This window comes from Dolichospermum sp. LEGE 00246 (assembly GCF_015207865.1).
Classification (GTDB): Bacteria; Cyanobacteriota; Cyanobacteriia; order Cyanobacteriales; family Nostocaceae; genus Dolichospermum; species Dolichospermum heterosporum.
In genome coordinates, this window is the sequence record NZ_JADEWA010000020.1 from 1 (window position 1) to 26,782 (window position 26,782).

At 41.4% G+C, this 26,782-nt stretch carries 16 protein-coding genes; 9 read left to right on the top strand and 7 right to left on the bottom strand.

Going from position 1 to position 26,782, the window contains the following annotated elements; translation table 11 throughout:
- Window positions 1-11: 11 nt before the first annotated feature.
- Window positions 12-14,108, top strand: coding sequence for a putative Ig domain-containing protein (locus IQ228_RS26365; protein WP_370566805.1), 14,097 nt, complete (start codon window positions 12-14; stop codon window positions 14,106-14,108).
- Between the two features lie 162 nt (window positions 14,109-14,270).
- Here the strand turns inward: IQ228_RS26365 and IQ228_RS02635 are convergent, their stop codons facing one another.
- Window positions 14,271-14,468 carry a hypothetical protein gene (locus tag IQ228_RS02635; RefSeq protein WP_193892950.1) on the bottom strand — a complete coding sequence of 66 codons (198 nt, stop codon included), beginning with the start codon at window positions 14,466-14,468 and terminating at the stop codon, window positions 14,271-14,273.
- A gap of 142 nt (window positions 14,469-14,610) precedes the next feature.
- Here IQ228_RS02635 and IQ228_RS02640 point away from each other — a divergent pair, with 142 nt between their 5' ends.
- From IQ228_RS02640 to IQ228_RS02650, 3 genes are all read left to right on the top strand, one after another.
- On the top strand, window positions 14,611-15,066 hold the full coding sequence (locus IQ228_RS02640) for a hypothetical protein (RefSeq protein ID WP_193892953.1): 456 nt from the start codon (window positions 14,611-14,613) through the stop codon (window positions 15,064-15,066).
- A gap of 1,448 nt (window positions 15,067-16,514) precedes the next feature.
- Entirely contained in the window at window positions 16,515-17,189 is a 675-nt protein-coding gene (locus tag IQ228_RS02645; protein WP_193962095.1) for an AMIN domain-containing protein, read from the top strand.
- Window positions 17,190-17,581: 392 nt separating this feature from the next.
- On the top strand, window positions 17,582-18,310 hold the full coding sequence (locus IQ228_RS02650; protein ID WP_027401791.1) for a Bax inhibitor-1 family protein: 729 nt from the start codon (window positions 17,582-17,584) through the stop codon (window positions 18,308-18,310).
- A gap of 116 nt (window positions 18,311-18,426) precedes the next feature.
- Here IQ228_RS02650 and IQ228_RS02655 read toward each other — a convergent pair whose 3' ends face one another.
- The 4 genes from IQ228_RS02655 to IQ228_RS02670 all read right to left on the bottom strand — a co-directional run bounded on the left by IQ228_RS02655 (window position 18,427) and on the right by IQ228_RS02670 (window position 22,503).
- Window positions 18,427-18,969 (bottom strand): DUF3172 domain-containing protein, encoded by a 543-nt coding sequence (locus tag IQ228_RS02655; RefSeq protein WP_027401792.1) that lies wholly within the window; start codon window positions 18,967-18,969, stop codon window positions 18,427-18,429.
- A 162-nt stretch (window positions 18,970-19,131) separates the two neighbouring features.
- Window positions 19,132-20,208, bottom strand: coding sequence for a fatty acid desaturase (locus IQ228_RS02660; RefSeq protein ID WP_193962096.1), 1,077 nt, complete (start codon window positions 20,206-20,208; stop codon window positions 19,132-19,134).
- A 190-nt stretch (window positions 20,209-20,398) separates the two neighbouring features.
- A complete protein-coding gene (locus tag IQ228_RS02665) occupies window positions 20,399-21,457 on the bottom strand; it encodes a fatty acid desaturase (protein ID WP_027401794.1) in 1,059 nt (352 codons plus the stop codon).
- A 230-nt stretch (window positions 21,458-21,687) separates the two neighbouring features.
- Window positions 21,688-22,503, bottom strand: coding sequence for an acyl-CoA desaturase (locus IQ228_RS02670; RefSeq protein ID WP_027401795.1), 816 nt, complete (start codon window positions 22,501-22,503; stop codon window positions 21,688-21,690).
- 86 nt (window positions 22,504-22,589) lie between these two features.
- Between IQ228_RS02670 and IQ228_RS02675 the strand changes: the two genes are divergently transcribed.
- Both IQ228_RS02675 and IQ228_RS02680 read left to right on the top strand, forming a co-directional pair.
- A complete protein-coding gene (locus IQ228_RS02675; RefSeq protein ID WP_193962100.1) occupies window positions 22,590-23,822 on the top strand; it encodes a methionine gamma-lyase family protein in 1,233 nt (410 codons plus the stop codon).
- A 37-nt stretch (window positions 23,823-23,859) separates the two neighbouring features.
- Entirely contained in the window at window positions 23,860-24,237 is a 378-nt protein-coding gene (locus IQ228_RS02680) for a GxxExxY protein (RefSeq protein ID WP_027401797.1), read from the top strand.
- 54 nt (window positions 24,238-24,291) lie between these two features.
- Here the strand turns inward: IQ228_RS02680 and IQ228_RS02685 are convergent, their stop codons facing one another.
- The gene (locus tag IQ228_RS02685) at window positions 24,292-25,491 is read right to left on the bottom strand and encodes a Coenzyme F420 hydrogenase/dehydrogenase, beta subunit C-terminal domain (RefSeq protein ID WP_193962097.1); all 1,200 of its coding nucleotides are present in this window, start codon (window positions 25,489-25,491) and stop codon (window positions 24,292-24,294) included.
- Window positions 25,492-25,545: 54 nt separating this feature from the next.
- Here IQ228_RS02685 and IQ228_RS02690 point away from each other — a divergent pair, with 54 nt between their 5' ends.
- Both IQ228_RS02690 and IQ228_RS02695 read left to right on the top strand, forming a co-directional pair.
- The gene (locus IQ228_RS02690) at window positions 25,546-25,752 is read left to right on the top strand and encodes a type II toxin-antitoxin system HicB family antitoxin (RefSeq protein WP_027401799.1); all 207 of its coding nucleotides are present in this window, start codon (window positions 25,546-25,548) and stop codon (window positions 25,750-25,752) included.
- On the top strand, window positions 25,749-25,961 hold the full coding sequence (locus IQ228_RS02695; protein WP_039202944.1) for a type II toxin-antitoxin system HicA family toxin: 213 nt from the start codon (window positions 25,749-25,751) through the stop codon (window positions 25,959-25,961). Before IQ228_RS02690 ends, IQ228_RS02695 begins: the two co-directional genes overlap by 4 nt.
- A 247-nt stretch (window positions 25,962-26,208) precedes the next feature.
- Here the strand turns inward: IQ228_RS02695 and IQ228_RS02700 are convergent, their stop codons facing one another.
- Entirely contained in the window at window positions 26,209-26,358 is a 150-nt protein-coding gene (locus IQ228_RS02700; protein ID WP_193962098.1) for a hypothetical protein, read from the bottom strand.
- A gap of 118 nt (window positions 26,359-26,476) precedes the next feature.
- Between IQ228_RS02700 and IQ228_RS02705 the strand changes: the two genes are divergently transcribed.
- Window positions 26,477-26,782, top strand: a 306-nt coding sequence (locus IQ228_RS02705) for a DUF6575 domain-containing protein (RefSeq protein ID WP_193962099.1), incomplete at its 3' end; no start/stop codon positions are given.

Below are 26,782 nucleotides of genomic sequence, written 5' to 3' on the forward strand. Positions count from 1 at the left end.
ATGACACCCTCATTGGTGGTGCAGGAAATGATTACTTGGAGGGGGGAGATGGTAACGATAGCATTATTGGTGGTATAGGGAATGATCAGGTTTATGGTGAAGCGGGTAATGATACTTTAGACGGGGGAGATGGTGATGACTACTTCTCAGAGAATGCCGAAGCAGACGTAATTATTGGAGGTGCAGGTACAGATAGACTCGACCTCTATGGACTAGCAACAGGGACAACCGTTAACTACAGTGACCCCAATAATGGCACAACTTCAGCAGGGGGAACTATTACGGGAATTGAGAATTTCTACTACCGAGGCAATAATACGACGGGGAATGATAATGTTAACGCTTCGGGTGCTATTTATGCCGACTTACGGGGTTACGCAGGAAATGACACCCTCATTGGTGGTGCAGGAAATGATTACTTTGAGGGGGGAGATGGTAACGATAGCATTATTGGTGGCGCAGGGAATGATCAGGTTTATGGCGGTGCGGGTAATGATACTTTAGACGGGGGAGATGGTGATGACTACTTCTCAGAAGGCTCAGAAGCAGACGTAATTATTGGAGGTGCAGGTACAGATAGACTCGACCTCTATGGACTAGCAACAGGGACAACCGTTAACTACAGTGACCCCAATAATGGCACAACTTCAGCAGGGGGAACTATTACGGGAATTGAGAATTTCTACTACCGAGGCAATAATACGACGGGGAATGATAATGTTAACGCTTCGGGTGCTATTTATGCCGACTTACGGGGTTACGCAGGAAATGACACCCTCATTGGTGGTGCAGGAAATGATTACTTTGAGGGGGGAGATGGTAACGATAGCATTATTGGTGGCGCAGGGAATGATCAGGTTTATGGTCAAGCAGGGAATGATACTTTAGACCCCGGACTCGGTAGCGACTACGCCGACGGTGGCACCGAAACCGACACCCTAAAAGTTGATTACTCCACCCTCACCACCAATATAACTTCCACAACCCCTAATAATAATGGCGGTGGAACAATATCCACCACTGGAAACTCTGTAAATTACGTCAATATCGAGAAATTTGACATTACAGGTGGTAGCGGTAACGATAATCTCATTGGTGGCAACCTTGACGATACCTTAAAAGGTGGTGCAGGGAATGACACCCTAAACGGTGGTACTGGTATTGACATCCTAGAAGGGTGTATCGGCGATGATACCTACATCATTAATGAACTAGGGGACACCATTAATGAGAATGCGAGTGCAGGAATAGACCTCATTCAAGCTTCTATTTCCTACAGCGTTGAAACCCTCGCTAACGTTGAAAATATCACTCTCACAGGCACAAATAACCTCAATGCGACGGGTAACACCCTTAACAATACCCTCACAGGTAACAGTGGCAATAATACCCTCACAGGTAATGCAGGGAATGATACCCTAGAAGGGGGTACTGGTAATGACTCCCTTAATGGTGGGGATGGAAGCGATCGCCTGATTGGTGTTAATACTACTGCGGCTGCTCCCGGAATCGGTGAAATTGATACATTAGAAGGGGGAACGGGAAACGATCGCTTTATCTTAGGAGATGCAACAAAAGCCTATTATGATGATGGCAATACTAGCACTAATGGTATTAGTGATTATGCCCTGATTAAAGACTTTAATATTGATGAAGATAAGATTCAATTATCAGGGGCAAAAAGTAATTATATTCTCGCTAATTCTCCCATTGCTGGCGTTTCAGGAACAGGCATATTTATTGATAAACCAGGCACAGAACCCGATGAATTAATTGCTGTTGTTGAAGGAGTAACAGGATTAGATATTAATTCTAATTACTTTACGAATCCTAGCGTAGCTTCTGGTGGACTGGCAGCACAATATTACGATGGTTATTGGAACGATAATTTTAATTTCTTTGCTCAAAATCAACTCGTTCTCAGCCGCAATGATAGCACGATAAACTTTGCTGGTAATTCTTGGAATCTTGGCAATACTTCCTTAGCAGATTTAGACACTTTTAGTGTTCGTTGGCAGGGATATATTAATATTCCTATAACTGGAAATTACACATTTTATTTGAATAGTGATGATGCTAGTTATTTATTTTTAGATGGTGCAGCATTTTCTCCGTCTGCTAGTAATTCTACAGTTAATAATGGAGGATTACACGGCACGATAGAAATAAGTGGTACAGCATTTTTAACCGCAGGATTACATGACATTTTAATGCTCTACGGTGAGGCCAATGGAGGCGAAGTCATGAATTTTTCTTGGTCAAGTGTTGATGGCAATATTCCCAAGCAAATTGTTCCTGATAGTGCTTTATTTACTTTACAACCTGATCCAATAAGTAATCCAGGTACATTATTATTTAATACTTCAAGTTACAGCGTCAACGAAAACGGAACAGCTAATATAACCATAAATCGTACAGGAGGAAGTGACGGCGCAGTTAGCGCAACCATTACCTATACAGGGGGTACAGCAACCGCACCTTCTGACTACAATAACACCCCTATTACCGTTAGTTTTGTCAGTGGTGAAATAAGCAAAATTATCACCATTCCTATCGTTAATGATCTTCAATTTGAACCGGATGAAACTATCAATTTAACGTTAACAAATGCCACTGGTGGTGCAACATTAGGAACGCAAACTACAGCCACACTTACTATCATTAATGATGATCCTTTAAGACCAGGAACTATTGCTTTTAGTTCAACGAGTTATAGTGTCAATGAAGATGGCACACCAGTTGCTAACATAACTCTAAATCGTACAGGGGGAAGTGATGGCATAGTTAGTGTTACTTTAACTCCTAGTAATGGAACAGCAACGGCAGGAAGTGATTATAATAATTCACCCATTACGGTAACATTTGCTGATGGAGTTACCAGTCAAACTGTAACGATTCCTATCAATAATGATACGGTTTATGAACCCACAGAAACAGTCAAATTAACCCTATCAAATCCCACCAATGGGGCAATATTAGGAACACAAACAACAGCCGTTTTAAGTATCATTGATAATGATGCAGTACCTGGTGTTTTATCCTTCAGCAATGCCACTTATGATATTAATGAAAATGGCACACCTGTCACTCAAGTTACTATTAACCGCACTGGGGGAAGTGATGGGGCAATTAGCGCACAAATATTATTAACAAATGGTACAGTAACATCAGGAAGTGATTATGTTGCTACACCTATTACGGTTAACTTTGCTAACGGAGAAACCAGTAAAACAGTTACTATTCCCATCATCAATGATACGGTTTTAGAAAATACAGAAACCATCAACTTAACCCTAACTAACCCAACTGGAGGAGCAACAATTAATGATGCACAAAAGAGCGCGATTGTCAACATTTTGGATGATGATTTTAAACCCACTTTAACGGTTAATATTAATTCCCAACAAGTCAACGAAGGTAACACCATTCAGGGAACAGTCACCCGTAATACAGACACTACAGCACCCTTAACAGTCACCTTAGTTAATAGTGAAAGTAGTCAAATTACTGTACCTACAACTGTTACCATTCCAGCAGGTGCAACTTCAGCAACATTTAATATTACTGCCGTCGATGATACCTTAATAGAACTGCCGAAAAACTATACAATTATTGCCTCAGCTTCTGGGTTTATTAGTGGTCAGAATACTGTAGCAGTGACAGATAATGATGGGGTGATTTTAACCTTGACTCTAGCTGCTAATAGTATCAGCGAGAATGGGGGTAAAGCGATCGCTACAGTCACCCGAAATGTTATTACCAATACTCCCCTAGAAGTTCAACTTAGTAGCAGCGACACCACAGAAGCAATTGTTCCCACCAGCGTTATTATTGCAGCAAATCAAGCATCAGCAACCTTTGAAATACAAGGGGTTGATGATACCATTTTAGATGGCATACAAGCGGTTATCATTACCGCTAAACCTACCTATACAGGGACAAATTTAACTGTAGATGCAGGACAAGCAACTGCTAATCTTAATGTAACGGATAATGAAAGTCCTAGCTTAACCCTAACCCTCGATAAAAATATTATCAGCGAGACGGGAACTGCTACCGCTACCATTACCCGAAATACCCCCACAACAGAAGCATTAACCGTTAACCTCACCAGTAGCGATACCACAGAAGCAACCACACCCCAAACCGTTACGATTCTGGCTGGAGAAACTTCTGCTACCTTTATTGTGACGGGGGTAAATGATGGGGTAAGCGATGGTAGTCAAACTGTCACCCTGACTGCAACTGCTAACGGGTTGAATAATGGAGTAAAAACCGTCGAAGTTAGTGATATTGATGTACCTGACTTACAAATTACCAATTTAGCACCGACAACTATTCCACTTTTTACAGGAAAACAGTCTTTCTTAACTTATAAAGTCGAAAATAAAGGCTTAACGGGTGCGACGGGAAGTTGGACGGATAAGGTTTATCTATCTACGGATAATAAATTAGATAGTAATGACACCCTCATCACTGAAACCACCTTTACCCCGAATATTCCCTTTGATTCTTTTTATGAGCGTAATATTCCCTTCTTTGCGCCGAGAACTGCGGGACAGTATTATTTAATTGCCACCACTGACGCTAACAATACTGTTAATGAAGGTGCAGGGTTAGGAGAACAGAATAACACTATTACCACCCCCATTACGGTTACTCCTGCTTATCGCGCTACCGTTTCCACCGATACGGAAATTGGGACAAATGGACAAGCGGTGACTCTGCGAGGAAGTGCGGTTAATAATGCGGATAATTCCCCTGTGCCTTTTGAATTTGTCACCATTAAAGTTGAAAATAACGGCATTGTTCGGGAGTTAAGCGCGTTTACCGATGCTAACGGTAATTTTGTTAAGGCATTTAACCCCCTACCCACGGAAGGCGGACAATATAACATCAATGCCTATTTCCCCAGTAATCCTAATGAAGATACAGCACCAGAGGACAGTTTTAAGCTGTTGGGGATGAAGTTTAATAGCAATCAAGTCACCAATAAAGTCATTGCAAATTCTCCCTTTACTGCTTCTGTCGGACTGGAAAATATCACGAATATTGGTTTAACGGGAATTACAGCGACGGTTGACAGCGTGGTGGAGGGGTGGAATGTGCAGGTTAATACTCCTTCTGTCTTGAATGGTTCGGGGAATAATACTGTTAGCTACACGATTACTGCGCCTAATGATTCCTATATTACCCAAGATACATTTAACATCAAACTTACCAGTGCCGAAGGAGCAACGGCGGTTTTACCTGTTAATGTCAATTTAGAGCGCATTGTCCCCCGTTTAGTGGCTTCTACTAATTTGGTGAGTAGTGGAATGCTACGGGGAGATCAAACCGTTGTTGAGTTTGAGGTGACGAATGAAGGGGGAGCGGTTGCTGAGAATATTGAGGTGTTGTTACCTGATGCACCTTGGTTAAAGTTGGCTTCTCCTGTGACAATTTCGGCATTAAATCCGGGAGAATCTACAAAAGTTACTTTATTACTGTCTCCAGAGGCGAATTTACCGTTAACGGAATATACAGGAAATCTCTTCTTAGATGCTGCTGGAAATGATGGGGATTTATCTGTTGATTTTAACTTCCGTGCGGTAAGTGAGGCAAAGGGCAATATACGGATTAATACCGTTGATGAATTATTCTATTTTGCAGAAGGTGCGCCGAAGTTAGCCAATGCAACAGTGACGTTACGGGATTATTTCAGTAATGCAGTGATAGCCAGTACGGTGACGGATGAGACAGGAATGCTTAACCTGTCTAATATTAATGAAGGGTTTTACAACATTGAGATTAAGGCAGATAAGCACGAAACTTTCCGTCAAACGATTCAGTTAGATGCAGGGGAAACGGAAAATATTGATGCGTTTTTATCTCGTCAGACAGTTCAATATATTTGGCGAGTTGAAGATACGACAATTGAGGATCGATATCAAATAACAGTTCAAAGCGTTTTTGAGACAGATGTTCCGATTCCTACAGTTGTTATTTATCCTCCAGTAATTGATTTGGCTGATTTACAGGTTGTTGGTCAAGTAACACAAATTGACTTGACCTTATCTAATGAGGGATTAATTGCTGCCAATGACATTCAGATAAACTTTGGAAATCATCCTTTCTACAAAATCGAACCGTTATTTAATAGTCTTGACAATTTAGCAGCAAAAAGTTCTATCACTGTACCTGTAAGAATTACAAGAGTTGCAGATTTTGATACCGTTAGTAATAGTAGTGAGTTAGTAACCCAAGCTGCTCCACTTTCTGTTCCTTGTGATATATCTTTCTTTGTCGATTCGAGCTTTCCTTGTGGTCCACAAGAAATTAATAAATCTACCGAGGGTAAGGTTATCAATGTAAAAGGCAATTGTCCTCCTAGCTTACCTGGTGGTCCTGGTGGTCCTGGTGGTCCTGGTGGTCCTGGTGGTCCTGGCGGTGGTAGTTCTACACCCGTCATTAGCGAAAGCGATACTAATTGTTGTTTAGAAGTAACATTATTTAACTTAGATGTTTCCGACTATTTAAAACCTTTTGTAAAAAGAGCCGAAAAAGCGATAAATGCTTACATCAAAGAGTTAGGTTCAGTTGAACTTGATATTGAAGCTTTTGCTCAAGTTCAAACCTGTTGCGATCCTTTTGGTCTGAAATTTACTGCCCAAGCTACGGGGACTGGTAAATTTAAAGTTGGACCGGCTCTTGAAGCTGAAGGTTCCGTAGAAGTACCAGAAGAAGCTTTGCCCTTTGGTATTGAAGGCATATCCTTATCGGGTGAAGCCTTCATTGGAATACAAGCTTCTTTTAGTGCTAGTATCACTGCTGTGGTAGTACGCTGTTGTGATGGGCGAATTGAGTATGGAATTACTGGCGAGATTGGACTAGGATTTCAAGCAGGTGCGACAGGAGAAGCATCAGCTAAAGTTGATTTGATTAATGGGACTGATATAGAACTTTATAAAGGAACAGCAGAAGCAGGATTATTTGGTGGTGTTTCCTATAAATTTTTATATTCACCTAATACTGGTTGGGTAGATTGTTTCCAATCTGACGGGATTTATTCAACCATAGTTGCTGATATTCCAAGCATCATTACATATAGCTTATACGGACCAGACGATCCCAATACTGAAAAAAGAGAAGACAGAAACTACTTTATTGAACCTGCTTCAGTTGGAAAGTGTGAAAATTTTCCAAAGGAAGGATTACCTCCTATTTGCAAGGATGAGCTACCTAAACCTAAAACTGAAAGTGAAAGTGATTTTGTCCAAACATCAGCAATAGAACAATCAATCACTATAGATCCAATCCAAGCCGGAATTCTGCAAAACCTTGCTAATCTTCTTGGCAAATCTTATTCTTCATTAGAAAGTAATTACCTAGCTAGTCTTAATCCCTCATCTTCCTCATTACTGACGAAAGCGGAAGAAGATAGTGTTTGTGCCAGAGTCAAACTACAAATCGACCAATCCGCAGTAATGACTCGTTCCGCCTTCCTTGGCGCACTAGAAATTGACAACGGCAACGCCACCAGCCTCACTAACCTCACCGTCACCCTGCAAGTCAAAGATCAAAACGGCAATATCGTTAACGATCTCTTTGGTATCACTAACCCCATCCTGAAAAACATCACCGCAGTAGATGGTACAGGTATCCTCATCGGTGATGACCCCAATACCCCCCAAAATGAAGGCTTAGGCAGTGCAGAATGGACATTTATCCCCACCAACCTCGCCGCACCCCAAGCACCCACCACCTACAGCATCGGTGGTACACTCTCCTACACCGAAAACGGACAAGTCATCAACGTCCCCTTACTTTCCACCCCCATCACCGTCTTACCCCAAGCCGAACTCTACCTCGACTACTTCCAATCCCGCAACGTCTATGGCGATGATCCCTTCACCGATGCCACCGAAGTAGCTGTACCCTTCGATCTCGCTGTCTTAGTCCGTAATCAAGGCTATGGCGACGCGAAAAACCTTCGTATTACCTCATCTCAACCCAAAATCATCGAAAATGAGAAAGGATTACTGATTGACTTCAATATCATCGGTTCTCAACTCAACGGAGAAGACGTTACTCCCTCCCTTGCAGTCAACTTTGGCGATATTGCAGCAGGAGAAACCGCCGTCGCTAACTGGTTGCTCAAATCTACCCTACAGGGTAAATTCATCGAATACAAAGCCACCTTTGAACACGTTAACGGACTCGGCAACAAAGAACTATCCTTAATCAAAGAAGTCAAAATTCACGAATTAATCCAAAAAGTTGCAGCAGACAGCGATAATCTGCCTGATTTCCTCGTTAACGACACCTTTGATGCCAAATTCTACCCCGATACCCTCTACTTCAGCAAAGGCGGCACCGCACCCGTCACCACCATTGACACCGCCACCGTTGACGCACCTGTTACCATCTTTGACCTAGAAGCACAAATCACCGTAAACTCCCCTCTCCTCATAGGAGAGGGGTTAGGGGGTGAGGTCGGCTGGACTTATATCACCCTCGCAGATCCCGCCAATGGACAATTCCAAATTAAACAGCTATTACGTTCCGATGGTACATTAATCAATCTAGATAATATCTGGCGCACAGATCGCACCTTCCCCGCCACCGGAAGACCTGTATATGAAAATATCTTACATTTCCTCGACAAAGACAGCACGGGCAGCTACAAAATCATCTACAACAGCAACGACAACGCAGCCCCCCAAGTCCGCGAAATCATTGACGTTTCCCCCAACCCCCGCAATACAGTCGTTGATAACTTAACCGTCGTCTTTAGTGAAGCCATTCGTGCCAATACCTTTGATTATCAAGACCTAAGCTTAACCCTTGATAGTGGGGCAAATTTAATCACCAACGGGGTGACAATCAGCCAAATTGACCCGATTACCTTCCAAATCAACAACTTAACCGGAATTACAGGCAATATTGGACAATATCAACTCAGTGTTAATGCCACAGGTATCCAAGACTTAGCAGGTAACGCCGGGGCAGGTATTGTTAACGAAACTTGGACATTTACAGGCGATAGACCCGCTATTGCCTCAATTATCGGCTTTAACTCTACCTTACTTAACACTCCCGTTAATACCTTCGATGTCACCTTCACAGAAGCCATTAACCCCAGTAGCTTCGACTACATTGACATCACCCTAAGACGCAACAATGGCGAAAGCTTAGTTAACAACACCGTCACCATCACCCCAATTGATGCTACTACCTTCAGAGTCGGTAACTTTGCCCAATTTACCAACACCGAAGGCGACTATCAATTATTAGTCACCGCTAATGGCGTACAGGATACTGATGGTAACAACGGCGTAGGCGGTAAAGGCTTTAACTGGGTACTGGACAACACTATTCCCACCCTTACCAGTATTACTAACCTCACCAGTCCTCGCAATACGGCAGTTACTAGCGTAGAAATCAGTTTTTCTGAGGCAATTAACAAAGATACACTGAATTTTAATGACCTCATCTTAACCCGTGATGGTAGTGCCAATTTAATCACCAATGGTGTCACCCTAGAAAAACGCAACGAAACCACATACACCATCAAAGGATTAAGCGGATTACAAACAAATAATGGCGTTTACACCCTCACCGTCAACGGGACAGGAATTAAAGATGCAGCAGGGAATAGCGTCAGTAACTCCTTAACCCAAACCTGGACATTAGACAGCATTGCCCCCAATATTCCCACTAATATTCAAGTTAATGCTACCCCAACAGCCGAACTACAAACCGCTTCATTAGGGATTCTCAATCAGTTCGGACAATTCCGAGTTAATAGCCAAAATATCACCATTACAGGCAATTTACCCGAATCTAACCTCCGGGTTTATATCAACGACCTAACCACTAACCAAGACTTAGGACAAGCAACCGTCACCGGAACGCAATTTAGTGGCAATATTCAACTCCCTTCCCCCGGTTCTCGTAACCTAGAAATTCGAGTACAAGATGTCGCCGGAAACATTTCAACTGCTACCCTTGGGGTTTTTGCTGATGTTACTCAACCGGCTATTACCCAATTCCCTAACCTTCCCACCTCAACCCCTAACCCCGTCAATACTATTGATGTTCAATTCTCCGAACAAATTAATCTCAATACCTTTGATCAGAGTGATCTTACCCTCAGCCGTGACGGTGTTAACCTAACTTTACCCAATACCGTCACTGTTACCTATCTCTCCGATACAACCTATCGCATTAACGGGTTAGATAGCTTAACTAACACTCCTGGTATTTACAGCTTAAAAGTTGATGCTACTACCATCCAAGATAATGCGGGTAATAGTGGTGATGCAGCCAAAACCGCAACATTTACCATTACTGCACCACCAACCCCTGGTATTACTTTAATTCAAAGTGGTGGTAGCACCGCCGTTACCGAAGGGGGTAATACTGATAGTTATACCCTTGTTCTCAAAACTCAACCGACTGCTGATGTGACTGTTACCCTAAACGGTGGTAATCAAATTACCATTGATAAAACTACCGTTACCTTCACATCTGCTAACTGGAATACTCCCCAAACAGTTACCGTGACTGCCGTTAACGACACTATCCCAGAAGGCAACCACACCAGTACAATTAGCCATAGTGTTAGCAGTACAGATGCTAATTACAACAATGCCACACTTCCTAATATTGCTGTCAGCATTACCGATAATGATGCTGAAATTCGGGGGATGAAATGGCATGATCTTGATGGTAATGGGGTAAAAGATGCTGGGGAAACTGGTTTACAAGGTTGGACAATTTACCTCGATACCAACACCAACGGACAATTAGACAACAGCGAAATCTCAACTATTACCGACACAAACGGTAATTATCAATTCACTAATCTACGTCCGGGAATTTACACCGCCGCAGAAGTGCAACAACCAGGATGGAAGCAAACCTTCCCCGGCGTTAATATCACCACCACCAACGCAGAAATTCCCCTTTATACCCCAACTTTAGATATTATTTCCCCCCTCGACTCAATCAGCGAGGTTCAACTCAACTTCAATGCGGCTAATTATACAGTCAAGGAAGACGGCACAGCAGTCACAGAAATTTGGGTAACTCGCACAGGAAATGCCAGTAATACAGTTAGTGCCACACTTAGCTTCATTGATGGTACAGCCAAAGGATGTGGATGTGCTGCTAGTTCCGTCAATAATGATTTCAACAATATTCCGATTACTGTCACTTTTGCTGAAAATGAAACCAGCAAACTCGTTTATGTGCAGAATGCCCTGTTAGGTAATTCTAATACCGTCAAAATCCGTAACGATGACAAAGTTGAGGGAGACGAGTATTTTACAATTAAACTGACTAACCCCACAGGTGGCGCATCCATCGGTAATCAAAGCAGTGCCACTGTGACTATTGTTGATGACGATGCCCCTGCCAATTCTACAGTAACGCCTCCTCTGGAAAGTCCTAGCACCACAATTTCCAGTTTTGTAGATAGTCAGGCAACTTCTTTAATTAACCTGGATAATTTCCGGGCAGATAGCCGATTTGCTAACATCAAAGGCAACGGTTTAACTACGGTCATCATTGATACAGGCATAGACTTAAATCATCCCATCTTTGGGACTGATGCTGATAATAACGGCATTGCTGATAAAATCGTTTATGAATACGATTTTGCGAATAATGATACAGATGCTAGTGATAAAAATAATCACGGTTCGCACATTGCCAGTATCTTTACCAGCGTTGCACCTGAATCTAATATTATTGCCCTGAAAGTCTTTAAAGATAACGGTGCTGGCAGTTTCTCCGATTTAGAAAAAGCCCTGCAATGGGTGGCGGCTAATAGCACAGCATATAATATCGCATCTGTCAACCTTTCCATTGGTGATAGTCAAAACTGGACATCAGCTACTTCTCGTTATGGTATTGGTGATGAATTAGCAGCGATCGCCTCCCAAAATATCATTATCAGCGCCGCCGCAGGTAACAGCTTTTATCAGTATGGCAGTAACCCCGGATTAGCTTACCCAGCCATAGATCCCAATGTCATCGCCGTTGGTGCGGTTTGGGCGGATAATTCTGGCACTCAGAAAAACTTTGTTGGTGGTGCAATTGATTACACCACAACTGCTGACCAAATTGCTAGTTTCTCCCAACGCGATCCTAACCTATTAGATGTATTTGCTCCTGGTATCTTAATTACAGGTGCTAATGCCAGTGGTGGTACTACCTCTATGGGAGGAACTAGCCAAGCAACGGCATACATGACAGGTGTGGCAACTCTCGTACAGCAGATAGCAGTAGAAAAACTTGGTCGGAAACTGACAGTTAATGAATTCCGTAATCTCATTTATACCAACAGTGTTATTATTAACGACGGTGATAACGAAAACGACAACGTAATCAACACAGGAGCAAATTATCCCCGTGTAGATTTATTAAAACTCGCAGAAGGTATTCTCAATCTCAGTGATGCAACTTCTAACCCCAATCCTGTTGATCCGGGTAACAACAATAACAATAGCGCAACTACCATATTCGACAATACCATTAACCTTGTTCATACCGTTAACTTGACAGCAGGAGCAGTCCGTACAGGAATTGATTTTGGCAACCAACAAATCATAGTTAATCATCCGCCTACGGTTACTAACCTTATCGCCCCTCAAACGGCAACTGAAGATACAGCCTTTAGTTTCACTATCCCAGAAAACACTTTTACTGATATTGACGCTGGTGATGTTCTTACCTATTCAGCCACATTAGAAAATGGTAATGCTTTACCAAGTTGGTTGACTTTCAATTCTGCAACTCGCACCTTTAGCGGTACTCCCACTAATGACAACGTGGGGAATTTTAATATTAAGGCGATCGCAATAGATAAAGCCGGAGCAAATGTTAGTGATATCTTTGTAATTACCGTTGAAAATGTCAACGATGCACCGATTCTAAATAGTGCGATCGCAGATCAAACCGCCAAACAAGGTGACGCTTTCAGTTTCCAAATTCCTACCAATACCTTCACAGATGTTGATGCTGGTGATGTTCTAACTTATTCAGCAACATTAGAAAATGGCAATGCTTTACCAAGTTGGTTAACTTTCAATCCTACAATTCGCACCTTTAGCGGTACTCCCACTAATGATCATGTAGGGAATTTGAATGTTAAGGCGATCGCTACAGATAAAGCCGGGGAAACTGTTAGTGATATCTTTGTAATTGCCGTTGAAAACATCAACGATGCACCGATTTTGAGTAATGCGATCGCCGATCAAAACGCTAAACAAGATAACCTCTTTAACTTCCAAATTCCCACCAACACTTTCAGCGATATTGATGCTGGTGATTTTCTGACTTATTCCGCAACATTAGAAAATGGCAATGCTTTACCAAGTTGGTTAACCTTTAATCCCACAATTGGCACCTTTAGCGGTACTCCCAGTAATGATAATGTTGGTAGTTTGAATGTTAAGGCGATCGCTACAGATAAAGCCGGAGCAAATGTTAGTGATATCTTTACTATTACAGTTGAAAAGGAAGCTGATATTGTGATTCCAGGTTTGGCTATTACCGATAATTCAGGCAATGCCGATGATTCTAGTATCAAATTCACAACAGAACTATCCCAGTTTCGTAAGGGCTACCAAGACAGCGATTATGTCCGCCCCAATTATGCTGATATCACCAAATACTTTGATATCAACAATACGGGGACAGGTATCCTGGTGGTTTCCGATATTCAGATTAATGTCAGCGGGGTGACTGTGAATAATCTGGATTTGTCAGGGGATAAAGACCTATTGCTGAATCCGGGTTCTAGTCAACGGGTTGAGTTGACCTATGATCCTTCAGCAGCTAAGGAAAACTTTGATCTTACTAATGGTCTGGTATTGTTTACCAACGTTCCTGATTGGTCTCAGTACGAGGTTAAATTGTCCGGTAAATCCACCTTTAACTCAGACATCAACTATGATGGCAAAGTTAATACTGGTGATTTAGGTTCACTGAACCAAGCAAAAACGAACTTTAATAAGGGAATTTTTGATGCCACTGCTGATATCAATGGTGATGGGTTGATTAATACCCTTGATGCAAGTGCCTTGACTGCTGACATCAAGCTTAAATTGTCAGTTTAAGTTCTCAGTGTCTGTTCAGTATTCCAACTAATGATCATGTAGGGAATTTGAATGTTAAAGTCATAGCTATACTCAAAACGGCTTGATTGTTTGATTCTAAACGTAGGGGTTTAGCACTGCTAAACCCCTACACATCTGGGTTTTTTGTCATTTGGCAAAAGTTTAAATAAATATTTTTGTCCAATTACTTACTCCCACTAATGATAATGTAGGGAACTTTAATGTTAAGGCGATCGCTACAGATAAAGCCGGAACATCTGCTAATGATATTTTTGCGATCGCAGTCGAAAAAATCATTGATAACCAATCTACAACTGTAGGAACTCCAGGAACTCCAGGAGATGATAAATTAATTGCCACTCCTGGTAGTCAATTCGATGGTCAAAACAATATTGTATTTACAGGTGCAGGTAAAGATGAGGTAGACCTGTCCACTGTATCTGTTTTTCCCAACTCAGGTAACAATATCGTTGATCTGGGTAGCGGTGAAGATACAATTTTTGTGAATAAAGGCGATCGCACTTTTGGTAGTGATGGTAATGACACCTTTGATGCGAGAGATGGACAAGGTGGCAACCGCATATCTGGTGGTGTGGGTGATGATACCTTCTACTTGGGTAGCAATGACCGCGCTTTGGGTGGTGATGGTAAAGATATCTTCAGAGTTAGTCTTGGTGGTGGTAACTTAATTTCCGGTGGTGCTGGTACTGACCAATTCTGGATTGTCAATGCTGAATTACCCTCTTCGGCTAATACCGTGCTTGACTTCCAACTTGGTACTGATGTCATTGGTATTCAAGGTGCTGTCAGTTTAGGTATTACTACATCCACACTCAAGTTAAATCAAGTTGGTGCTGATACTGCGATTGTCTTCAACAATCAAACTTTAGCGACTCTGACTGGGATTCAAGCCAGTGGTTTGAGTTTGACAGATTCTAAACAGTTTGTCTTTGCTTAGAATCTAATTCTCCCATAGGGGTTTAGCGCGATGGGTTAAGCCCCTGATTGGGCAAAATACTTGATAATGTTGGGTTTCGTTCCGATTGCTCCGCGTTCACGCAGTGTCCCGCAGGGATACGTTTACGTTCCACAACCGAACCTAGCATATAACCCACATTCAGTAGGTAATTTAAGAAAAAAAATAATATCGGTGACAAAATGGACTAAAGAACTGTAAAATCAGTTTTTGTCTAGTGTGTTAATTCTGAATCCCTTATCCCATAAGACTTCATGCACAAAATATGTCGCCATATTTTTACGAGAAAGTTCATGGAACAGATGTTTTCGGTGTAAACTACGGTAACACCAATAATTTTTCGGACAATCCCTCCAAAAATACACAGAATTAACACACTAGGTTTTGTCCTTTGATGTGATTCCTACAGCGAGTGAAGCGAACTGCTTGCAGCAGCGCTTCGCTATCGCTCAATTTCCCTCAAGAATTTAGTAGGGGCGATCGCCACCAATTAACCACCGAATCCTTCATCCTGTAAATCCTGATTCAGACAAATTCCCACAGCGATCGCTCATCATTAATTATCCTCAAATTAACAACCTTATTTTGGTGCGATTAGAGTTATTTCAGATCCCCGACTTCTTAGAGAAGTCGGGGATCTAGGGATCTAGGGACAGCGATCGCCACCAATTAACCACCGAATCCTTCATCCTGTAAATCCTGATTCAGACAAATTCCCACAGCGATCGCTACCAATTATACTAAACACGGGTGAGATTTAAACTTTTGCCAAATGACAAAGAACCCAGATGTGCAGGGGTAAAGCAAGAGCTTCATAGGTGTCAACTTAAGCTCAAATCCCTACCACATCTCGTTCCTAGTCTCTGACTAGGAATGCAGTTGATGAGGCTCTGCCTCTAATATATCATTGAAGGCAGAGCCTTCTAGAATTCATTCCCAGTCAGAGACTGGGAATCAGACGACTTGAGTTCTTTGCGGGATAGATGTTTTACGTTAAGTTGACACCAATAAGCTTTTGCTTTACCCCTACGTTTAGAATCAAACAATCAAGCCGTTTTGAGTATAATCACCGTCAAATTAGCAACCTCATCTACAAACAGATCCCTCATCCTGTAAATCCTGAAATCCTGGAAATCCTGATTCAGACAATTAATCACCATCAAATTAGCAACCTCATCTGCAAACAGATCCCTCATCCTGTAAATCCTGAAATCCTGGAAATCCTGATTCAGACAATTAATCACCGTCAAATTACCAACCTCATCTACAAACAGATCCCTCATCCTGTAAATCCTGAAATCCTGTAAATCCTTAAAATCCTGATATGGCTTGCGCCACGCTACGCTATCAGACAATTTAATTACCGTCACGTCAATTTTTCTAATCTTGCGTAGTCTATGCTAAATATCCCAACCCCAAACAACCAAATTATGAAAACTAGAACTAATAAAATTCTTCTATCTATCAGGGTAAGCTTATTTGGCTTGATTGCTTTCACTCCTAGCATCAGTATTGCCCAACCAATCGCACAACTTAACAACTGGGAATTTCACCCCAAGTCCCAGCAATTAAAAATTAGTCTCTCCGCAACTGCAACACCCCAATATTTCCAACTAATGCAACCACCACGAATAGTTCTCGATTTACCTAACACCAAATTGGGTAAAGTCATTACTAAAAAAGAATATTCAGGCGCAATTCAGAGAATTCGTATTTCTCAACTTAACGCCAATATTACCCGCATAGTCCTTGATCTTGCACCAGGAACTCAATTACAAACCAATCAAATACAACTTCAAGCTCTTTCTCGACAAAAACCCACGCGCTGGGTCTTAAATCCTCATATTACCTTTTCTCCTGCTAACAGTCTCTTAACCACACCCTCCACTACCCTACCACCATCCACAAATCTCACCACTAACTCCCAACAACCCTTAATCACCGTCCCACCCCTAAACTCTCAAAACCCCTCACCCATCGTCAATTCCCCCCTTCCTCCCGCAATGTTGCCCACACCTGTAGAAAACAAAAACAGTTCCCCAAATAACCCTAAAGAAATTCCCATTATTGAATTTGGTCAACCTTTACCCAGCCAAAAATTTTAGATTTAGGGACTTCCAAGAAATAAATTATCCTGATTAACGAACCACGGAGGCGCAGAGGACACAGAGGAATAAGGGTTTGAGAGATTTTTGCGTTAGGTGGTTTATCGGTTGTCAAGAGATTGCTTCCTTTCACTCGCAATGACAACTCATGCAGCACAGGTTTATTAGAGACTTCCAATCAAAAAAATATCCCAAAATTTCTTGTGGTGCGGGACGAATTGCCCGCTAATCATCAAGGACGGGCAAGGATGCCCATCCCACAAAATTGGGTAATTTATTTTTTGGTGTTCTCTTACAGATTTATCTACTGGTTTCTCAACCCAAAAATTTGTAACAATAGAAATCAGCAGGTTATTTTCCTCAGTTCCAATATTTTTTGGTAGTTTTTAGACATGAGTAATACCAGTAATTTTCGTGAAGCTTTCCGTGAGGCGAGAACTCATGGAATCGTTGGACCTAATGTCATCGCTAACGCCCTCCCCTATGTCGGTGGTGGATTGGTGCTGACAGCATTGGGAACTTATGGTGGTTTAGGCATTATCCGCACTAATCCCGGACTCTTTTTTCCTACCTTAATTGGGGCGGTAATTCTCGAATTAATTTTGTTCTTCGTTGCCCAAAATGTCGCATCCAAAGGTAACAAAGCCCTAGCGTTACCCCTATTGGGTATTTACAGTCTATTATCTGGATACACCCTGAGTGGCTTGGTATTTGTGGCTTTGAGAACCCAAGGGGTAGGTATTCAAGGTATTGGTATTGCTGCTCTGAGTTGTGGAATTACCTTCATTGCTGCCCGAAAAATCGGTTCTAACCTTTCGGAAGCAGATGGGATGGCGTTAACAAAAACCATTAGTTTGGGCATTGTTGCCTTATTAGTGGTTTGTCTTCTCCAATTTGTTTTTGCCTTGTTTGGTGTTTACACACCCAGTTGGTTAGAAATCGGCATCTCTGGTTTGGGTGTATTTCTCTTCGCTGGAGCATCAGTAGTTGATTTCTACATCTTGCCTCGCACTTATCGCAATGATGAATATTTGCCAGCGGCTTTGTCAATGTACCTTACCTACATCAACTTATTCGTCTTTATCTTACGCTTGCTTATTGCTATCAATGGTCGTGATTAAGTATATTTAGGCAGAGAAAACTCAAACTTGTCAGGAAAGAGGAAAAGGGAAAAGGGAAAGAAAAATCTTTAACCTTCTTCCTCCTGACTCGGTGACTCCTGACTCGGTGACTATATTTAAAATCTTTCCGTATCTTGAGGACTTCCCACAGCCCCCGGTTGAGATAAAAAGAAATTTTGAGCCGATTCATTTTGATAAATACATCTAATATCTGGCTTTTCACTATTTAAGTCCCCTGTAAACCCAAAGGTATTGAGACGATTCTTACATTCTCTTACCTGGTCTGATGTTACAAGTTTTTTATTTTCTAAAATAGCCCAGTTATTTTGACGAATAACACATCCAGGACGGATATTTGGCTGGGCAACAAAGACATTAAAGGGATTAAGAGTTACAAAGAGTCTGGCATCCATTACCATTGCACTAGATCCATACTGCACACAAATCTCAGGATTTGGCGCTCTAGTATCAATGAACTCACGGGAAGCCACATTTGATGAACTCAATGTAGTTGTCGAACTAAACGCAATCCCAATCCCAATTCCCAAAATCAGCACCGCTCCAAAAATGGCAATGGTGACGAAGTTAAACACCGGGGATTGGAACATAGAGGGTTTAGACGGATTAGTTGGTCTATTATTAGCAGATTTACGTCTCATTTTCGCTTTATTACCTTCGTCCCAAGAGTGGTTTTTTAATTTCTCCCTTATTCAGTATGCCGATCCTTGAGAATAATTATCCCCTATTTTCACTTTTAAGGAAAATTTAAAATAAAAAAAAGCCCGCATTAGCGGACTTCCTAGCTTTAAAAAATCTACCGACTATTTTGCATTCTGACTCTTAGAAGTGTAATAAACCTTACTACCTGTATCTGGAACAAAATGACAACCAATAGCGGAATTCCACAAAGACTTCCAAACTGGTTCTTTCGATTCATGGAAATACTCACCCATAATTGGTTTAATTGCCTCAGTCGCTTTCAACAAATTGTAATGAGGCATATTCAAGAAAATGTGGTGAGCAACATGAGTACCGATATCATGATGAATGTGGTTAAAAATCCCATAATCTCGGTCAACACTAGAAATTGCCCCTTTCAGGAAAGTCCATTCTTCCCCACGATACCAAGGAACTCCGGGTTCAGTGTGGTGTAAGAAAGTCACCAAATCTAACCAAATGATAAAGACAATATAAGGGCCAGCGTAGTATTTTAACAACCACATCCAACCATATTGATAAGTGAATAAACCTAACACAGCCACCATACTAATCCAAAGGGTGGTGCTGGTGATAATGTCCCATTTTTCTGAAGGCTTAAACAGCGGGCTGCTGGGTGAAAAGTGAGAACCTTCTTTACCAGGAGAACGCTTGAATAAATAAACTGGATAAGCCAATAAGAACAGATAAAAACGCCCTATTCTCTGCGCTAAAGGCATCTCATCATACTCTGATTCAGAGACAGGATACCAGCTTTCATCATTCTCTAAACTGCCTGTATTTTTGTGGTGAGTTCTGTGGCTAATTCTCCAACCATGATAAGGAACAAGAATGAAAGTATGGGTAATATGACCAACTAGATCATTTAACCACTTATGCTTAGAAAAAGATTGGTGTCCGCAGTCATGACCAACTACAAACAAAGCCCAAAACATCGTTCCTTGCATTACCCAAAAAATTGGCCAGAAATACCAAGAATCTAGGTAATTGGCAACTGCATACAGCAGTCCCACAATCAGAACATCACGAAAGAAATAATAAAGCGATTTAGTCACACTAGGCTGAAAACATTCAGCGGGAATAGCAGCTTTTAAATCCTGAAGAGTAAAAGGTAACTTTTCTTTACCTTCACCAGGTTGGGAACTAGGGTCTTGATTAAACTGGATTGTATCTAATTGCACTGGATTGGTTGATTGTAAATTATCAATTAACTGTGAGGTAATATTTAGTTACCACTGGAATTTAAACAGAGAAATATTGGCAATTTTACTCAACATTCGTGGTTAATTGCCAAACTAAAGGAACTGGTGATGAAAGTACAAGTAAGCAATTAACAAATTTATACTTTCTAAATTCATCACTCATGGATAATTATTTCGCTGCCCGGTATGCGTCAAAAGTAGTATAACCAATATCAGTTTTGTAGAGTTGACATTGATTAGTGATTTCTTTCATCAAATTCCAAGAGAACTTATATTCATCATGGAGATAAGGACCCCAATTTTCTTTGATGCTACTGTAAGCCAACCGTAAATTATAGGAAGGAATAGCAGTAGAAATATGATGGGGAACATGAACATTAATATCGTGACAAAGAACTTCTACCCACTGAGGGTAATCACAATGAATTGTCCCAAATAACTGTGCTAAGGCTTCATTCCATTTATCAGCAGTTGAAAAAGGAACATCTGGAAGAGTGTGGTGAACAATAGTGAAGGTACTCATCCAGAAGTGGTAAACCATCCAGGGAATAAACCAGAATTTAATAAAACCCCAAACACCAGTTGTAATAATTAAACTTGGGAAGACAATAGCTGCAAAAGCAACTACTACAGCTACAGAAAGTTTGACACTAGCTTGGTCTTTTTTCTGAAAATTGCGCCAATCAAAATGCACAACTGCCCAATGACCAATCGAACCTACCCACCAGAGACGTTGACGCATAAACAACTCAAAGGCAGATTGTCTATTCTTAGACCAACCTGCAAAAACCTCTGTTCTAATAGGATGCCAAGCGTTGTCTTCGTCTAGCTTGTTAGTATGTTTATGGTGGTGATTATGTTTAATCCGCCAGCTATGAAAAGGGTAAATCAAGAACATCATGAAAAAATGTCCCACTAAATCATTTACCCAGCGACGGTTTGCAAATGAACGATGACCACAATCGTGACCAATAACAAAAAAACCTGTTAAAGCAGTTCCTGTAAAAATCCAAGCTAAGGGTAAAAGAAACCAAGGGGAAATTGCGATGAAATAATAGCCCAATGCAGCCATAGATAAACTGAGAATTACAGTTGTCCAGGCTTTGCGGCTATTTTTCTGGAAACATTCCTTGGGCAGACTTTTGATAATATGCTTTAGTTTTATTTGGTCTTTGCCCAGGTCTGTGGAGACCGTTATTTCCTGACTTTTGATGATTGATGTAGTCATGAATACCTGAAAAACAACAGACTGCAACACAACGTTACTAAAAAACGTAACTTGCTGCAAAGTTTTGTAACATTAATTTCTGAGATTATAGCAACTTAACAACCACTTAGGATAGTTAGTTAGCAATTAAAATTTAAAAATTTTAAATTGCCCCATTTGCACACAAAAAGTCAATAGTTTCCAGCCAAAGATTGACTATAAAACTATTGACTTTGAGCATGAAATCTGTATTATGCCTTTCTCTCTGCCAGTTTCACATTTGTTGCTAGACCCAGTAATTGCAATAACTGAATTGTCATCCAAGTTATATCAATTTCCCACCATTCCAAACCATGACGAGCAGAGTATTGAAAAGCATGGTGGTTATTATGCCAACCTTCGCCAAATACAAGAATAGCAACCCACCAACAATTAGTTGATCTGTCACCAGAATCATAAGAGCGGTATCCGAATTTATGAGTAGCACTATTTACCAACCAAGTACAGTGATAAACCCAGATAATGCGGACAAAAATTCCCCAGACCACCATTGGCCATCCGCCTATGAAGTATAAGACCAAGCCCAAAGCAATTTGTAAGAAAATGAAATATTTCTGTAAAAACTGATAAACTGGGTCATCAATAATGTCTTTAGTGAAGCGAGGAACTTGATCGTGAGCGGGAGCGAAATGAATCATCCAACCCATGTGACTCCACCAGAAACCTTGATTTGAATCATGGGGATCAGATTCAGTATCGGAATGTAAGTGGTGAATTCGATGTGTACCCACCCATTCGATGGGACCACCTTCACAAGAAAGTGTGCCAAAAATCACCAAGACATACTCTAACCATTTGGGTGTTTGAAAGCTACGGTGAGTAACAAGACGGTGATATCCCAAAGTAATACCTAAACCTCCAGTCACCCAGTAGAGCAATAAAGCCACACCAACTGCCTGCCAGCTAAAATTGCTAGGAACTAGGGCAAAGAGAGCGCCGACGTGCAATGCAACGAAAAATAGGGTATTGACCCAGTTAATGTGAGGTTTAGAAGTAGCAATTGTCATGCAGTAACCTGAATAGAAATTGTTCAGCCTAGTCTGCGCGATCCTAAAATCCGCATATCTATTTTATGTTTTTGAATGAGGAAATGATGAACAGCTTTGAACAGCTGCGGGAAGCAGAACAGGCGCTATTAGAAATTTTTTCTGGTATTGACGCTCAGGTCAAGCATAATCTTAAACGAGTATTAGATGCCTTTCGTCATCACCGAGTAGGCGCACACCATTTTGCAGGCGTAAGTGGCTACGGACACGATGATTTAGGACGAGAAACCTTAGATCAAGTTTTTGCCCAAGTGATGGGTGCTGAATCTGCGGTGGTGCGAGTGCAGTTTGTTTCGGGAACTCATGCGATCGCTTGTGCGCTGTACGGTGTTCTTCGTCCTGGGAATGAAATGTTAGCAGTAGTCGGTTCTCCCTACGATACTTTGGAAGAGGTAATTGGCTTGAGAGGACAAGGCCAAGGTTCTCTTATTGATTTTGGCATAAAATACCGCCAATTGGAATTAACTGATCAAGGAAAAATAGATTGGCAAAACTTAAGCACTAGCATTACTGACAACACAAAGTTAGTATTGATTCAACGTTCCTGCGGATATTCATGGCGACCAAGCCTTTCCATAGCCGACATAGAGAAAATTGTTTACATAGTCAAACAGCAAAATCCTCACACAGTTTGTTTTGTAGACAACTGCTACGGCGAATTCATAGAAACCCAAGAACCAACCCATATTGGTGCTGACTTAATAGCTGGTTCATTGATTAAAAATCCTGGAGGTACAGTCGTGAGTGCAGGTGGTTATATAGCCGGACGAGCAGACCTAGTAGAAGCCGCCGCTTGTAGACTGACAGCCCCCGGAATTGGTAGCGAAGGCGGAGCAACCTTTGATCAAAATCGCCTGTTATTCCAAGGATTATTTTTAGCCCCGCAGATGGTAGGGGAAGCGATGAAAGGAACATACCTAACAGGTTATGTATTTGACAAACTGGGTTATCCAGTCAACCCCCCACCATTAGCGCCCAGAGGAGATGTGATTCAAGCCATTAAACTGGGTTCAGCCAAAAAACTGATTGCCTTCTGCAAAGCCATACAGCAGCATTCCCCCATCGGGTCTTATCTCGACCCCATACCCGACGATATGCCAGGCTACGAAAGCCAAGTAGTCATGGCTGGGGGGACATTTATCGAAGGGAGTACCTTGGAATTATCGGCAGATGGTCCATTGCGAGAACCTTATGTGGTTTATTGCCAAGGGGGGACTCATTGGACTCATGTATCTCTTGCTTTACAAGCGGCTATTGAGGCGGTGATAAATATAGAATAATCCTCACGCAAAGGCGCAAAGGCGCAAAGGTAAGAAAATGAATGAGAATGAGATTGCAAGGGAGGTTGTTGATGCTGCGTATAAAATTCATACGAAGTTGGGAGCAGGTTTGTTGGAATCTGTTTACCAGTCTGTTCTGGAATATGAGTTAGGAAAGCGAGGATTGCAGGTAAAAGCGGAGCAACCCATACCTGTAGTTTATGAAGATGTTCATCTAGAGATAGGTTTTCGGGCTGATTTAATAGTTGAAAACAAAGTTATTATCGAACTTAAATCTGTAGAAACAGTTCACCCGGTGCATAAAAAACAACTATTAACTTACCTTCGTCTCGCTGATAAACGCCTTGGTTTACTCATAAACTTCGGATCATTTCTCATCAAAGACGGAATCTCCCGCATTGCGAACAACCTATAAACTCAGGACAAAGACGCTTCTTCCCTTTGCGTCTTTGCGCCTTTGCGTGAGACCTTATTCCGGTAACTTATACTGCCCCACTATCCGTTTCGCAAACTCCGGTACATGAGATTCCAACTTCTCCCCATGATTCCGCTTCACATACAAATAATTTCTCGCAAAGTGGGAATCTATGGAAAATCTCGCATATTCCAGTCCTTTGGGGCCAATCTTATCTATCACCACACCCATTAATTTCGCTGCCCACATGGGTAAGGTGACGGCTTGATCATAAGCTGGTATGCTTTGCTGTACTGCTGGTTTCCGGTTTCCTTGGGACATGACTGGTTGGGTGTGGAGTTGGTCTTTGACGAGTTCGAGCATTTCTTTGCCTGTATCGTTTCTGACTACTATCCATTGCCATTGGTAAGGTGCGCCCATATACCCGACGACGATATCAGCGAGGGAGTTGACGTAATCGAAGCAACTCATACATGATGGGGCGAAGATGTCTTTGAGGACGTTGGTTTTTAAGCCGAAGAAGGGGACTGTTTCTTCTGAACCGTCTTCGTGTTTGAAGTGGACTCGGAAGTCTTGCATAAATTCGTAACTGACTACTGTTTCGGGGGAACGGCTGGTGGTTTCTAAAAATTTTTGCAGTCCGGCGCGGGTAACGTTATCTACGCATGGTGTTCCGAGTACGTAGAGTTTTTCTAAGCCGAGTTTTTTCTCTACGGCTCGTAATGCTTGGATTTGACAACCTACTCCGATGACTAATAACCGTTTCATTCCTGATTTTTCTATCTCTTCTAATACGGATAGGTTGGGGGATAGGGTGGGTTTATTGACTTTGGCTGCTAGTATTTCTTCGGGGGTGCGGGCGATAATGGGCATGGGTTGAAAGCGGTCTTCTTTGCTGTTTTGCACACAAACTACGCCTTCTACTAAGCCACGATTGAGCATTTCTATGGCTATGCTGCTAACTATTCCTGTCCATTGTGCGCCTTCTATTGGTTGTTGTTTTCTGGCGGACATCATTTCTTGGTGTACGCCAAAATATAGTTCGTTTTCGTCTTCTAGGTTGCGGGGGCGTTTATGGGTGGTGGTTTCTAGTTCGTCTATTCTTTGGGTAATGAAGGCGCAGGCTTCTTTGACGTAGTGGATATAGTAGGTGTCGCATAGTCCGCATTCGCTACATAGTTCTTTGGCGGGGCGCACGCTTCCGGGTTTGAGGGCTTTGGCTTTTTTGTGTTTGCTAGAATCTATGGAGGTCATATATTTTGATTGTTTTACTCAAATATCGCTTTTATTACCTTACCGTTACAGGCTATGAACTTGAAAATAGAGATTGAACAAGAGGAAGATGGACGCTTTATTGCGGAAGTGATTGATTTTCCCGGTGTGTTGGCTTATGGAAACACAAGACAGGAGGCGGTGGCTAAGGTTCAGGCTTTGGCTTTGCGTGTTTTGGCTGATAAACTGGAACATGGGGAAGTAAAACCAGATTTATTTAGTGTTTCTTTTGCAGCAGCATGAGTCAATGGTCTAGTCAAAAAGCAAAGCGCGTTTTAGCTGCTTTGTTACGTATTGGGTGGAAAATCAAACGTCAATCGGGTTCACACAAAATTCTGTCACATCCTGATTGGGCTGATTTTGTCTTTGCTTTTCATGATAATGAAGAGATTGGTCCGAGAATGTTAGCAAGAATCAGTAAACTTACTGCTTTAACTCCTGATGATTTGTGATATGGATTTATTTGTAATTGTGTGCATTTTATAGTTATTGATAAAGAAATTGACATTCTCAAGCCTTCTAACTTAGAATTTAGCTTGTTATTTTATTAACCTCTTACAAATGAAAGATAACATTTTTGACTTTCTGAAGGGATACAGTGCAGAAGATATTAGTGAAAGAGTTTCCTTGTACAAGTTATTTGGCGGATTCTTGTTTGCATTTGCACTTTTCTATGCAGCGTTTTGGTTTGTTCCGCACTCAGATACTGTCAATGACATTTTTGGAATGAAACTCTGTTTTTACCTCAGAAGTAGGAGTTTGTAATGCTCGTAATAAAATTCCTGCACTTCGCAAAAAACAATTAGCATTAGCATATATAAATTCTGATTTAGGAGTAATATTAAACACACCTTCCAGGAAAACAGGTAATGATCATCATACTTGGTGGTTTCCAGTTAATCAAGAACCTTGGCGAAATTTTGAAATTGTTAACATTGCTTATCCTGACTAAACATGAGGTTCATCTATGAAATTACTACCACAATACCCACCGCTAGTAAACCTAGAAATTATTGAAATCTATGAATATTATGATTTTCCCTGTTTATTTAGCTGTCAAAATGCTTCAGGACAGATTTTTTTTGCTGTTTGGATAGATGAAACACCAGATCATAAAACTTGGCTTTATTCTCCCATGTCAAAAGGAAGATTAAAAAATATTCGTTCTGGTAATATTGATTTATATGATGCTTTTAGAAAATCAGAAGATGGTTTTATTTATCAAGCTATAATTCCTGAAAATGATAATTGGGATGTTGTAGAAATTATATTT